General features: G+C 61.8%; 12 protein-coding genes. 1 reads left to right on the forward strand and 11 read right to left on the reverse strand.

Annotation, left to right across the window (positions count from 1 at the left end; translation table 11 throughout):
* Positions 1–63: 63 nt before the first annotated feature.
* Positions 64–1,278 (reverse strand): phosphoserine phosphatase SerB, encoded by a 1,215-nt coding sequence (gene serB, locus NA647_RS07525; protein ID WP_256057113.1) that lies wholly within the window; start codon positions 1,276–1,278, stop codon positions 64–66.
* A gap of 195 nt (positions 1,279–1,473) precedes the next feature.
* Here serB and NA647_RS07530 point away from each other — a divergent pair, with 195 nt between their 5' ends.
* Entirely contained in the window at positions 1,474–3,036 is a 1,563-nt protein-coding gene (locus NA647_RS07530; protein WP_256057114.1) for an AhpA/YtjB family protein, read from the forward strand.
* A 186-nt stretch (positions 3,037–3,222) separates the two neighbouring features.
* Here the strand turns inward: NA647_RS07530 and NA647_RS07535 are convergent, their stop codons facing one another.
* From NA647_RS07535 to nudF, 10 genes are all read right to left on the reverse strand, one after another.
* On the reverse strand, positions 3,223–3,909 hold the full coding sequence (locus NA647_RS07535; protein WP_256057115.1) for a PqiC family protein: 687 nt from the start codon (positions 3,907–3,909) through the stop codon (positions 3,223–3,225).
* A gap of 193 nt (positions 3,910–4,102) precedes the next feature.
* On the reverse strand, positions 4,103–6,355 hold the full coding sequence (gene parC, locus NA647_RS07540) for a DNA topoisomerase IV subunit A (protein WP_256057116.1): 2,253 nt from the start codon (positions 6,353–6,355) through the stop codon (positions 4,103–4,105).
* Positions 6,355–6,735 (reverse strand): bleomycin resistance protein, encoded by a 381-nt coding sequence (locus tag NA647_RS07545; RefSeq protein WP_256057117.1) that lies wholly within the window; start codon positions 6,733–6,735, stop codon positions 6,355–6,357. Before NA647_RS07545 ends, parC begins: the two co-directional genes overlap by 1 nt.
* Entirely contained in the window at positions 6,732–7,259 is a 528-nt protein-coding gene (locus NA647_RS07550; RefSeq protein WP_256057118.1) for a retropepsin-like aspartic protease family protein, read from the reverse strand. The genes NA647_RS07545 and NA647_RS07550 overlap by 4 nt, the downstream gene beginning before the upstream one ends.
* The gene (locus NA647_RS07555) at positions 7,256–8,239 is read right to left on the reverse strand and encodes an esterase-like activity of phytase family protein (protein WP_256057119.1); all 984 of its coding nucleotides are present in this window, start codon (positions 8,237–8,239) and stop codon (positions 7,256–7,258) included. The genes NA647_RS07550 and NA647_RS07555 overlap by 4 nt, the downstream gene beginning before the upstream one ends.
* Complete coding sequence (gene parE, locus NA647_RS07560; protein ID WP_256057120.1) at positions 8,236–10,122, reverse strand: DNA topoisomerase IV subunit B; 1,887 nt, start codon at positions 10,120–10,122, stop codon at positions 8,236–8,238. Before parE ends, NA647_RS07555 begins: the two co-directional genes overlap by 4 nt.
* Positions 10,123–10,140: 18 nt before the next feature.
* Positions 10,141–10,758, reverse strand: a complete 618-nt coding sequence (locus NA647_RS07565) for a YqiA/YcfP family alpha/beta fold hydrolase (RefSeq protein ID WP_256057121.1) — start codon at positions 10,756–10,758, stop codon at positions 10,141–10,143.
* 187 nt (positions 10,759–10,945) lie between these two features.
* Positions 10,946–11,755: a 3',5'-cyclic-AMP phosphodiesterase gene (cpdA, locus tag NA647_RS07570; protein ID WP_256057122.1), complete on the reverse strand. Its 810-nt coding sequence runs from the start codon at positions 11,753–11,755 to the stop codon at positions 10,946–10,948.
* Between the two features lie 197 nt (positions 11,756–11,952).
* The gene (locus NA647_RS07575; RefSeq protein WP_256057123.1) at positions 11,953–12,399 is read right to left on the reverse strand and encodes a DUF1249 domain-containing protein; all 447 of its coding nucleotides are present in this window, start codon (positions 12,397–12,399) and stop codon (positions 11,953–11,955) included.
* Positions 12,396–13,013, reverse strand: coding sequence for an ADP-ribose diphosphatase (gene nudF, locus NA647_RS07580; protein ID WP_256057124.1), 618 nt, complete (start codon positions 13,011–13,013; stop codon positions 12,396–12,398). Before nudF ends, NA647_RS07575 begins: the two co-directional genes overlap by 4 nt.
* Positions 13,014–13,024 lie beyond the last annotated feature (11 nt).

Raw genomic sequence — 13,024 nt, forward strand, 5'->3', positions numbered from 1 at the left:
GGCCTGTCAGTAATCAGTCAAGCCGCCCAACTACCTATCCTGGCTTCTGGCTTCCAGCTGCCTTTACTCCGTCCCTTCCCGATCCCTGAACCCCAGCAGGTAAAGAATCCCGTCCAGCCCCAGGGTAGAAATCGCCTGCTTGGCCGACTGCTTGACCAAGGGTTTTGCCCGGAACGCCACACCCAGCCCGGCTAATCCGAGCATGGGTAGATCGTTGGCGCCGTCGCCCACGGCGATGGTCTGTTCCAGGCGCAAGCCTTCCCGCTCGGCCAGTTCACGAAGCAGATCGGCCTTGCGCTGAGCATCGACGATGGGCTCCTGGGCGATGCCAGTAAGTTTGCCATCGACGATCTCGAGTTCGTTGGCGTACACGTAGTCGATGCCAAGCTTAGCTTGCAGCTGGCGCGCAAAATAGGTGAAGCCACCGGACAGGATCGCGGTCTTGTAGCCCAGCCGCTTCAGCTCGGCAAACAGCAGTTCGGCGCCCTCGGTAAGCCGCAAGCTAGCACCGACCTCAGCCAGCGCGCGCTCTTCCAGACCCTCGAGTAGCGCCAGGCGCTCCGTGAAGCTGGCGCGGAAGTCCAGTTCGCCGCGCATCGCACGCTCGGTAATCTCCGCCACTTGATCGCCGACGCCGGCTACCTTGGCCAGTTCGTCGATCACTTCCGCCTCGATCAGCGTCGAATCCATGTCGAACACCGCCAGCCGGCGATTGCGTCGGAACACCGAGTCGCGCTGAAAGGCGATATCGACGTTCAGCTCCTGCGCCACGCTAAGAAACTCCGCACGCAGGGCTGCCGTATCGGCGGGCTCACCGCGCACCGAGAACTCGATGCAACCCTTACCAAGCTCCTCTGGCATATCCAATGGCTGGCGACCGGAGAGACGGTCGATGTGATCGATGTTGAGGCCATACTTGGCGGTGATTGAGCTGACTCGCTGCAATTGTTCAGCGGTGACCTTGCGGGTCAGCAGCGTGACGATGTGCCGCGACTTGCCCTGGCCGGCGACCCATTGCTGGTAGTCCTCCTCAGCAACCGGGGTGAAGCGCACCTGCTGATCATGCTTGTAGCCCATGAACAGCACGTCCTTGAGCACCGAGGAAGCGCCCTCGGTATCCGGGATCTCGACCAGGATGCCGAACGACAGGGTGTCGTGAATCACGGCCTGACCGATATCGAGGATATTCACGCCCCCCTGGGCGAGCACGCCGGTAATGGCCGCGGTCAGCCCGGGGCGGTCTTCCCCGGTGATGTTGATCAGGACGATTTCGCGCAAGGCTCAACTCCTATGGCAAAGAAGGCCGGCATTCTACAACAGCCGGCCCACCGCAGCGCGCCGCGCTGGACTGCCATCTCCTACGAGTCGACGCCGGCATCCTGCAATTCGTCTGCTTTGGCCGAGGGACCTTCAGCCGCCAGTGCGCTTTCCGTATACTGCGCGGCACTTTCCTCAAGAGTAGAGCCGCGCTCTGTGAACCGGCCCGCATCAGTCAAACCCGACAATTTCTTTTTGCTGATCTACCGCGCTTTGCGCCAGCGGCGTGTTCCGCTGGTGCTGCGAGTGGTCAGCCACACGCTGCTGCTGCTCACCCTGGCGCTGATCATCTATGCCTGGGTCATGGGCATGCAGTTCAAGCACGCCATGGAGCAGCATACCGATGCGCTGGGTCAGAGCCTGATCACCCAGACAGCCGCCTCGGCGACCGATCTGCTGGTGGCCAATGACATCCTCAGCCTCAACGTGCTGCTGAGTAACTTGGTGAAAAACCCCCTGGTGGCGCACGCGGCGGTTTACAGCGTCGACAACCGCATATTGGCGGAGTCTGGCACACGCCCGCCGCGAAACCTGTTGGGCGATGAGGAAGGCCTCTATTCCACCCCCATCAGCTTCCAGGAAGTGATCGCCGGGCATCTGCGCATCAGCCTCGACATGCGCCAGCTTCAGCAACCGATGACCATCAGCCTGCAGAGCATGGGCCTGCTCAGCATGATCCTGCTGGCGCTGACCCTGATGCTCAGCATGCGCCTGGGCCGGCAACTCTCGCTGCCTCTGATGCAGCTGCGCCTATGGCTGCGCGATCCGGACGATCCCGTTCCCGGTGCGGGCCGGCAGGATGAGATCGGTGATCTCGCGCGGCAACTGCAGGCCCGCCTGGTGCCGGAAGAGCCCGAGCCGGAGATCGAGCTGGACGACAGCATGCAGGATATCTACTCGGCGCATATCGACCTGCCGGTGATGATCGTTGATGCCGACCACGAGCATCTCGAGGATGATCGTCTCGAAAATGAACATGACTACCCGCGCGCCGACGACTACCGGCCAGACGCGCCTATCGAATCCGATGACTTCGACCCCCTCCATGACGACCCGCCGCTGAAAGAAACCAAGCCAGAAGCGGCATCTACGCCGACTCGCGCACCTGCAACAGCATTACCCGCAGCGCCAGTCGCAGCGGCCAAAAGCGGCGTGCTGGCGATTCAGCTCGGCGCTCAGGAGCAACTTCGCCGCCTGCCGCGCGCACGGCTTACCGAGTTACTGCAACGCTACCGGGACTGCCTGCAACAGGCCGCGACCCTTTACCAGGCCGAGCTGCACACGCTCAACGATGGCAGCAGCCTGATGTTGTTCCATAGTCAGGACGACGAACAGAACTACCTGACCCACGCGCTGTGCTGCGGCGAGCTGATGCGCGCGCTTGGGCATGCCTTGCAGATCGAAGTCGCCGACAGCGGCATCACACTGCAATTGCAACTGGGCCTGACCCAAGGCGAAGGGCTCTACGACCTCAGCCAGGGCGACTTGCTGCTCAGCGAGCCGGCACAAGCAGCGCTGGCCATGTCGCAGCACAGCCGTAACCTGCTGCTGGTCGAGCGCGGTATCGGTGAAGACAACCTGATCCGGCAACGCGCACGCATCCGCCCGATCGCCAGCCCAGAGGGCGCCTGCTGCGTCGAGCGCCTGCTCGAACCCTATCCCTCCCTGCTCGAGCGTCAGCTCGCGCGCATGCACGAGTTGCGCAATCGCGGTAGCTGAAATCACGGGTACTGGTAGGACGGGCGCGGCCCTTCAAGGCCGAACAAGTTCGGCCCTACGAACAGTTGCAGATCGTCCGACGGACAACCTCACAACGACCGATCCCGTAGGGCCGAATTCATTCGGCCATCGATTCATCAAGGCCGAGCAAGCTCGGCCTTTGGTCTACACGACTGACTTGAATAACTAGAAGCGAAATACTTCCAAATCGGTCCTGATCGGCTCGGCCGCAGGGATTGTCGGTGGCGCGGGCTCGGCCTTGCTCGGCGCTTTGATTTGACGCCTCACACGCGTTTGGGCGACAACTACCGGCTCGATAGCGCTCGCCATCATTTCGCTCAGCCGCTGCAAGAGGAGGCTTTGGGCGCGCACCTGGTCGATCGTGCTGCCCTGGTGCTCTTCCTGTAGCCGCACCAGACGACTGGATTGCCGCCTGCCCTGCTTGTCCAGTAGACGCCACTGAGCCTCCAGCACGGCAGGATGCTCTGGGCCGGAATCCAGCCGCGTGATTTCCACTCCAACCTGCACATCCGGCGCGAAGCCCTTGCTACCCGGGCTCAGCTCCAAACGCTGGGTTTTCAGCTGCGAGGCCAGCTGGCGCAACAGCAGCTGATCGATATCGTCCTGCAGGCTACCGGCCCAACGCGCCTGCTGCCCTTCGGTGGCCAGACTGCCGTCGGGCAAACGCTGCAACAGCACATCGCGCTGCAGGTAATCTGCCAACACAACCGGACCTAGCATCACCGCAGCGCCATCGTCCTTTGTCGGCAGTTCGACGACTCCGTTATCCAGGCGGTACATGGGTACAGGTTGAGTGACGCAGCCAGTGAGGCTGGCGCCGGCCAGCAGCAATACAGTTATGAAACGCCGCACGTTCGTCTCTTTCTTTGCACCGGGCCCGCCCGCCAGCACACATCTGCCGTCAATGGTTGGCCCACAGTGCCGATTGTCTTTTCGGCTCTCGATGCGACCGACGATTGCAGTGCATCGAGAAGGATGAATTTTGGAGGCCGCTATCTTCCGTTAAACAGCCAGCGGAAGCCAGCCTCTAGCGCTGCTGACCCCGTCACACCTCGACCAGCAGCGAGTCAACACGCTGGAAGCCGCGCGGCAGCTTGTTTCCACGCCGCCCGCGTTCGCCCTTGTAATGCTCGATGTCATCAGCCCTGAGCGACAGAGTGCGCTTGCCGGCCAGCAATATCAGGGTCGCCCCCTCGGGCAGCACGGCAAGGTCGGTCAGGTACTCGTCACGACTTGCAACACGATCGCCAGGGATGCTGATGATCTTGTTGCCTTTGCCCTTGCCCAATTGCGGAAGGTCGCGGACCGGAAACACCAGCAGCCGTCCTTCGGTGGTGACGGCCGCCAGCCAATCCTGATCCCTGCTCTTCAGCGGGCGCGGCGCGACTACGCGTGCGCCTGCCGGTAAGGACAGCAGCGCTTTGCCCGCCTTGTTCTTGGCCTGCAGATCCTCGCCCTTGACCACGAAGCCGTAACCGGCATCCGACGCGATCACGTACAACGCCTCGTCATCGGGCAACAGCACGCATTCGAAACTGGCGCCCGGCGGCGGCGTCAGCCGCCCGGTGAGTGGCTCGCCCTGACCGCGCGCAGACGGCAGCGAGTGCGCTGCCAGCGAATAGCTACGGCCGGTGGAGTCGATGAACACAGCATATTGATTGGAGCGACCAACGGAGGACGCCCTGAAACCATCGCCGGCTTTGTAGGACAGCCCTGTCGCATCGATATCGTGGCCCTTGGCGCAACGCGCCCAGCCCTTCTCGGAAATCACCACGGTGATCGGCTCGGACGGCAGCAGTTCGTTTTCCGACAACGCCTTGGCCTCGGCCCGCGCCACGATTGGCGAACGGCGGTCGTCGCCGTAGGTTTCGGCGTCTTCCAAAAGCTCCTTGCGAACCAGCTTTTTCAGCTTGGTCTCACTGCCGAGCAGCGCCATCAGCTTGTCGCGCTCCTTGGCCAGTTCGTCCTGCTCGCCGCGGATCTTCATCTCTTCCAACCGCGCCAACTGCCGCAGGCGAGTGTCGAGGATGTAGTCGGCTTGTAGGTCGGACAGTTCGAAACGCGCCATCAGCACCGGCTTGGGCTGATCCTCGGTGCGGATGATGTGAATCACCTCGTCGAGGTTGAGGAAAGCAACCAGCAAGCCTTCCAACAGGTGCAGGCGTTTTTCGACCTTGTCCAGCCGGAACTGCAGACGGCGGCGAACGGTGCCGATGCGGTAAGTCAGCCACTCTGACAGCAGCGTCTTGAGGTTTTTCACCTGTGGCCGGCCATCAAGACCGATGACATTGGTGTTGACCCGGTAGCTGGACTCCAGCTCGGTAGTAGCGAACAGGTGCTGCATCAGTTCATCGGCATCGACCCGGTTGGAGCGCGGGATGATGACGATCCGGCACGGGTTCTCGTGATCCGATTCGTCACGCAGATCGGCGACCATGGGCAGCTTCTTGGCCTGCATCTGGGTGGCGATCTGTTCCAGCACCTTGGCGCCGGAGACCTGATGCGGCAACGAGGTGACGACGATATCGCCATCCTCGACCCGGTACACGGCGCGCATGCGCACCGAACCGCGCCCGGTTTCGTAGATCTTCAACAGGTCCGCACGCGGCGTGACGATTTCCGCCTCGGTCGGATAATCCGGTCCCTGAACGTGTTCGCAGAGCTGCTCGACAGTCGCGCCGGGCTCGTCGAGCAAGCGCACACAGGCCGCGGCGACTTCGCGCAGATTGTGCGGCGGCACGTCGGTGGCCATGCCCACTGCGATGCCCGTCGTGCCATTGAGCAGCAGGTTGGGCAGGCGCGCCGGCAGGGTCGCCGGCTCGTCGAGTGTGCCGTCGAAGTTCGGCACCCAGTCGACGGTGCCCTGCCCAAGCTCGGACAACAGCACCTCGGAATAGCGCGACAAGCGTGCCTCGGTGTAGCGCATGGCGGCGAACGACTTCGGATCGTCGGGCGCACCCCAGTTGCCCTGGCCATCGACCAGCGTGTAGCGATAGCTGAACGGCTGCGCCATCAGCACCATGGCTTCGTAGCAGGCCGAATCCCCATGGGGGTGGAACTTACCGAGTACGTCGCCGACGGTACGCGCCGACTTCTTGTGTTTCGAATCGGCGTTCAGTCCCAGCTCGCTCATGGCATAGACGATGCGCCGCTGCACCGGCTTCAAGCCATCGCCGATATGCGGCAGCGCGCGATCCATGATCACGTACATGGAGTAGTTGAGGTAGGCCTGCTCGGTAAAATCGGCGAGGGAGCGCCGCTCCACGCCATCCAGGCTCAGGTCGATAGTTTCGCTCATCAGCAGTTTTCTTCAGAAAAAGTTGGATGACTCACGGCTGTCTCGCCGAACTTGAGCAGGTTGCCGTGGATGTCGATAACGTACAGTTCTTTCATGCCCCAGGGCCGCAGCACCGGGGCCTTCAAGGCCAGGCCGCGCTGGCTGAACTCTTCATACAACGCCTGGCAATCGCCGGTACGCACGTAGCAGGAGGTATTTTCCGCCAGGTGCCGCTCGGCGCAGAGCCAGAAGTGCAGTTCGGACCCGTCGCGTTCCAGAATCAGGTAATCAGCGGCTTGCAGCAGCGTGCGAAAGCCCAGGAAGGAGCTGTAGAAGGCCCGGCTTTCATCTAGGTCCAGCGAGGCCAGTACCGGTACTATCGCCTGTATGAGTGGGCTCATGGTCGATCCGTGGCGTGTTGGCGCAGCACCAGAGTGCCGGCGCGCTGGGTGAATTCGAGTTGTTTCAAGGCGCTCATGCCGAGCAGCACCTGCTCGCCGCCGAAGCCTGGCGCGATGAGCGCACGCACGTCCTTCAGAACGATATCGCCAAGTGCAAGGCTGTCGAGCACCGTGCGATAGCCAGTGGTTTGACCGTTGGCTGTCTGCAACCGCACCGGCGCGCCGCGCGCGAGATCCAACGCTTCGGCCAGTTCTGCCGGTATGGCAACGTCGGTGGCGCCGGTATCCAGCAGGAAGGTAACCGGCTCGCCATTGATCAGCCCATCAGCGACGAAGTGGCCCTGGATATTGCTCTCCAAGTGAACCTCGATCTGGCCGCCCTGCACGACGGAAACAGGCTCGCGGTTGGGGTTGAAGCGACTTTGTTCCCAGTCGGCAAAAAAACGAGTGGCCAGCAACAGAGCCGCACCCCACGCCAGGACCAGCATGACGCGGCCGGCGCGACGACCGGCAGGCTGTGTCACTGCTTGACACCCCAGCCGCCTTTGGGCGCGGCGAAGCGCCAGACGATGGGACGCTTTTCTCCATCGGCGCGCGTGAGCTGATTATTGTCGACACCGATCCAGGCGCCTTCGGCATCTATCGACAGGGCCTCGGCATTGCCGAACGGTGTGTTGTAGCGACGGGAGTCTGCCAACGCCGTAGCGGCATAGGACCAACACGCCTCGCTATGGCCGGTTGCCGGCTTACGCCGACAGATCTGGTGGGGGACAGGTTCCAGGGTGAACAACTTGTCCGCGTGGAACGCGAGGCCGGAGAATCTTCGTGGCTGATCGGTTTCGTTCTTCGCCGCTGGCGGTGACTCGCGCCCTCCTTCGGCCAGCAATACGCAGCCGCCGGTACACTCCCAGACGCTCTGCTTGCGATGCATCACCAGCAGGCCACGGCGACTGTGCTCGGCCGCCAGCCACAGGCGATTGGCATCCGGATCGACAGCGACACCCTCGAACATGGCGTTGAATTGGAGCAGCATTCCACTCGCGCGCGCCTGACGAACGACACCGGCGGGCAGGTTAAGCCACTCGGCCGTGCCTGCCGGACTGACACGCAGCACAGCGGCGTGCGCTTCGCTAACCAGATAGCGGTTGCCCAGACGGTCGCAACTCAGGCCCTCAAAATCCATTTCGCCACCGCGCAACAGGCCGGTAACGGCGGCACGCATGCGCACCCCCCATGACAAACCGGTATTCGGCACGGGCGGCAACTCAAAGCGCTCGGCTTCCGCCCGCCAGACGGTATCGCTGGCATCGAGGCGATACAGGACGTCGTCCTCACGGTCCGATACCGCCCACAGCCCATCGCCGCACCAGGCCAGCCCGGACAAGTTGCCTTGAGCGATCCCTTCGACAGGGTGCTCGCTGATCAGCGACAGTTCGGGAGCGGCGGCGACGGCCCAGGCTGGCGTCGTCAGCGCAAACAACAGAGCGATCCAGCGCTTGTTCAAATCAGCACCTCGGCGAGGTTGCCCTTAGATTCGAGCCAGCTCTTGCGATCGCCCGCGCGCTTCTTGGCCAACAGCATGTCCATCATTTCACGGGTACCGTTGAAATCATCGAGCGTCAGCTGCACCAGCCGGCGCGTGTTCGGGTCCATGGTGGTTTCGCGCAGCTGCGGTGGATTCATTTCGCCGAGGCCCTTGAAGCGGGTGACCTGTGGCTTGCCGCGGCGCTTCTCTGCCGTCAGACGGTCGAGGATGCCATCGCGCTCGGCCTCGTCCAGGGCATAGAAAATATCCTTGCCCAGATCGATGCGGTAAAGCGGCGGCATGGCGACATAAACGTGGCCGGCCTCTACCAATGGGCGGAAATGCTGAACGAACAGCGCGCAGAGCAACGTGGCGATGTGCAGGCCGTCCGAGTCGGCGTCGGCCAGGATGCAGATCTTGCCGTAACGCAGTTGCGACAAGTCGGACGAACCCGGATCCAGTCCGATGGCCACAGCAATGTGGTGCACTTCCTGGCTAGCCAGCACCTCGCCGCCGTCCACCTCCCAGGTATTGAGGATCTTGCCGCGCAACGGCAGGATCGCCTGAAACTCCTTGTCTCGCGCCTGCTTGGCGGAGCCGCCAGCCGAATCACCCTCGACCAGAAACAGCTCGGAGCGCGCCGGGTCCTGCCCAGCGCAGTCGGCCAATTTGCCAGGCAGCGCCGGCCCCTGAGTAATGCGCTTGCGTTCGACCTTTTTGCTGGCCTTGAGTCGGCGACCGGCGTTGCTGATGGCCAGTTCGGCCAGCTGCAGGCCCAGTTCGGGATGAGCGTTGAGCCACAGACTGAAGGCATCCTTGACCACGCCGGAAACGAATGCCGCCGCTTCGCGGGAAGACAGGCGCTCCTTGGTCTGACCGGAAAACTGCGGTTCCTGCATTTTCGTCGAGAGGACGAAGGCAATCCGCTCCCAGACGTCTTCCGGCGCCAGTTTGACGCCGCGCGGCAGCAGATTGCGGAACTCGCAGAACTCGCGCATGGCGTCCAGCAGCCCTTGGCGCAGACCATTGACGTGAGTGCCGCCCTGCGCCGTCGGGATCAGGTTGACGTAGCTTTCCTGGACGCTGTCGCCACCTTCCGGCAACCACAACAGCGCCCAATCGACCGCTTCCTTGTTACCGGCCAGACTGCCGCAAAAAGGCTCATCAGGCAGACGGGCGAACTCGCTAACCGCATCGGTCAGATACGAGCGCAGCCCATCCTCGTAATGCCATACAACTTTCTCCCCGGTGTTCTTATCCTCGAAGCTGACATTCAGCCCAGGACAAAGCACCGCTTTCGCTTTGAGCACGTGCTTGAGCCGGCTGATCGAAAACTTCGCAGAATCAAAATATTTCGGGTCCGCCCAAAAATGCACGCTGGTGCCGGTGTTGCGCTTACCAACCGTACCGATGACATCCAGTTCGCTGGCTTTGAAACCGTCGGCGAAGGCCATACGGTATTCATTGCCGTCGCGCTTGACCGTTACTTCTACCCGCGTCGACAACGCGTTGACCACGGAAATACCCACCCCATGCAGGCCGCCGGAGAACTGGTAGTTCTTGTTCGAAAATTTGCCGCCGGCATGCAGCTTGGTCAGGATCAGCTCGACGCCCGAGACACCCTCTTCGGGATGGATATCCACCGGCATGCCGCGACCGTCGTCTATCACTTGAAGAGAATTGTCTTGGTGCAGGATCACCTGCACGGAGCTGGCGTGGCCCGCCAGCGCTTCGTCGACGCTGTTGTCGATGACTTCCTGAGCTAGGTGATTGGGCCGCGAGGTGTCGGTGTACATGCCCGGACGCTTGCGCACCGGATCCAGGCCGGAGAGGACTTCAATGGCTTCGGCGGTATAAGACATGTGCGTCTCTTGATGTCCTTATGATTCGGAGAAATCGAGCTCTGCAAAGATGCCCGGATCGAAGCCGGCGAAGGCCAGCAACGCGGGGATTCGCTCAGCGAACCCCTGGAAACCGTGATCGCCGCCGGCCTGGATGCGTAACGCGCATCCCTTGTAGAAATCCGCCGCGTGGCGGTAATCCAGCGTTTCATCGCCCGTCTGCAGCCAGACCTGATAGCGATCGGCATCCCGCGGCGGCGCCACTTCCAGCTCGGTCAGGGCAACGACATGATCTTCGGTCAGATCCCAGACTTCGCCCGTGTAGAGGTTGGTCTGCGGCCCGAGGTAACCATCGAAGCGACGGTGCGGCGTCACGGCCGGATTGATCAGCAGCGCCTTGAGCCCGTGGCGCTCGGCGAGGTGCGTTGCATAGTATCCGCCGAGGGAGCTGCCGACCAGCACGGGACGTCCCAGCTCGGCGATTGCCGATTCGAGCTGGGCAATGGCCTGGCGCGGATGATGATGCAACGCCGGCACTCGCAGCCAAGCACTCATACCAATGCGCTGCAGCGCAACGGATAATTGGCTGGCCTTTTGCGACAGCGGGGAGCTGTTGAGGCCGTGCATATAGAGGATGGCGGGTTGCGTGCGGATCATACTGGTTCGCTGAGCTGGCAAAAGACGGAAAGGCTACTAGGCGAGGCGCGCAAGCTGCAAGCTGCAAGCTGCAAGCTGCAAGCTGCAAGCTGCAAGCTGCAAGCTGCAAGCGAATCAGTGTGTGGGCTGGTGCCGAAGCTTTCTATTCGTCCCTGCTTGTAGCTTTGGCTTGCAGCTTGTAGCTGATTCAATAACCTTTGATGCTGTGATCTACCTTGAAGGTCATGCCGACCACTCGAGAGACGCCTGTTTCCAGACGTCCGTCGTCATAGAGACGCAACCAGCGATAGCCCGGCGCCAGCGTATCGACCTGGAATTCCTCGCTGCCCGGAGCGAACTGCACGCCCGTCGACGGCGTTGCCAGGAGCCTGATGTCGCCGCGCTGGTCGTCGAATTCCTGGTGAATGTGCCCCCAAAGCACGGCCTGAACACAAGGGAAGCGGTCGAGCACTGCGAACAGCGCGTCGCGGTTGCGCAGCCCGATACTGTCCATCCAGCGGCTACCGATGGTGACCGGGTGATGATGCAGACAGACCAGATGATGACGCTTCGGTGCGTCCCGCAGGGTCCGTTCGAGCAATTCCAGCTGATCATCGTGAAGCATGCCGAACACCGAACCCGGTACCAGCGTATCGAGCATGATGACCCGCCACGCACCGATATCCAGCACTGGCTCCATCATTTCGCTGCCGCGAGCGGCCTCCCGCATGGCCGGCAGCTCGTCATGATTGCCCGGACACCAGCGTGCCGGTGCATCGATACGCTCGGACAGCTGACGAAAACGCTGGTAGGACGCAAGCGAGCCATCCTGGGATAGATCGCCAGTGGCCAGAATCAGGTCAACGCAAGGCTGCTCGGCAAGCACCCGATCGACCACGCGCTGCAGACTTTCGCCCGTATCCATGCCTAGCAGTTTGCCGCCCGCCTCGGCGAACAGATGACTGTCGGTCAGCTGCACCAGCAGCACCGAGTCTTTTTCAATGAGGGGCGCAGCCAAGACCCGTCTCCTTTGGCGAAATCGCAACAGAATTATGGTGGCTGGCGGTTGCGGGGGTAAACCGCGCGATGCGGGCATGCATCACAGATCAGCTGCAAGCTGCAAGCTGCAAGCTGCAAGCTGCAAGCGAATCAGTCCGGGCTGGCGCCGAAGGGCTGTCAAGCTTTCCTGCTTTTCCTTGAAGCTTATGGCTGCTTTTAAAGCACGGGCTCGAGCTCATGACCGCAAGCCAGGCAGTGGCCAAGCCATTCGCCGAGGAATAGGTTGAGCTGATTTTTCTCGTCGGGCTGGTGCATCTGCGCGTTGGGATAGCTGTAGATGCCCCGGAACCGTCGAGCATTCTCGGCGCGAATGACTTCAGCCATGCGCGCATCGTGGTAGACCCGCACCTCCATCTGTGGCACCGGCAGCCAGGGCAGGCAATCCTGCTGGCTGATCTGCACGGTCGTGGTATAGGGGCAGCTTTCCACTACCTTCAATGCCAGTACGCCCAATAGCCGGTCGCCCTGGCTCATGGCGATACGGCGAACGTCAGGCTGGATGCGCATATCGGGCAGCAGCCGCATCAGCCGCAGGTAGTTCGCCTCGCAGGCCGATTGCAATTCCAACAGGTCGACACGGTAGCGTTCAGGTGTTCGTCTCATGCCCACGCCTCCCTGACTTCATCGCGATTCAGGGCCAGCCACTGCAATGCAATGATGCTCGCGGCGTTGTCGATACCGCCATCGCGTACGGCCTGCAATGCACGCTGCAACGACCAAACATGCACACGGATATCCTCACCTTCCTCATCCAGGCCGAACACCCCACCGGCATTGGAACTGTCACAACGCCCCAAATAAAGGTGCACTCGCTCAGTGCTGCCACCAGGCGACGGGAAGTAGGTGGTCACCGGCCACAAATCAGCCACTTCCAACCCCGCCTCTTCCATCGCTTCGCGACGCGCCACCTCTTCAGGCTGCTCGTCCTTGTCGATCAGTCCCGCGACCAGCTCGATCAACCAAGGGTTATCGACCTTGCCCACCGCTCCGACCCGGAACTGCTCGATCAGCACGACCTCGTCGCGACGAGGATCGTACGGCAGCACGCAGACCGCATCGTGACGAACGAACAGCTCACGCTCCAGTTGCCGCCCCATGTCGCCATTGAACAGGCGATGACGCAACTGGAGGCGGTCCAGACGATAGAAACCGCTGAAGCATTGCTCTCGCTCTACGATCTCGACATCATCCGGGCCGGATTTGAAAATATCAGTCATGAATCACTCAC

It is taken from the genome of Stutzerimonas stutzeri (genome assembly GCF_024448985.1).
Taxonomy (GTDB): domain Bacteria; phylum Pseudomonadota; class Gammaproteobacteria; order Pseudomonadales; family Pseudomonadaceae; genus Stutzerimonas; species Stutzerimonas stutzeri_AP.

Excerpts from the sequence above, each read along its gene's own strand:
- parC (WP_256057116.1), bottom strand. The coding sequence starts at position 6,355 with ATGAGCGAAACTATCGACCTGAGCCTGGATGGCGTGGAGCGGCGCTCC.
- NA647_RS07545 (WP_256057117.1), bottom strand. The coding sequence starts at position 6,735 with ATGAGCCCACTCATACAGGCGATAGTACCGGTACTGGCCTCGCTGGAC.
- parE (WP_256057120.1), bottom strand. The coding sequence starts at position 10,122 with ATGTCTTATACCGCCGAAGCCATTGAAGTCCTCTCCGGCCTGGATCCG.
- NA647_RS07565 (WP_256057121.1), bottom strand. The coding sequence starts at position 10,758 with ATGATCCGCACGCAACCCGCCATCCTCTATATGCACGGCCTCAACAGC.
- NA647_RS07575 (WP_256057123.1), bottom strand. The coding sequence starts at position 12,399 with ATGAGACGAACACCTGAACGCTACCGTGTCGACCTGTTGGAATTGCAA.
- nudF (WP_256057124.1), bottom strand. The coding sequence starts at position 13,013 with ATGACTGATATTTTCAAATCCGGCCCGGATGATGTCGAGATCGTAGAG.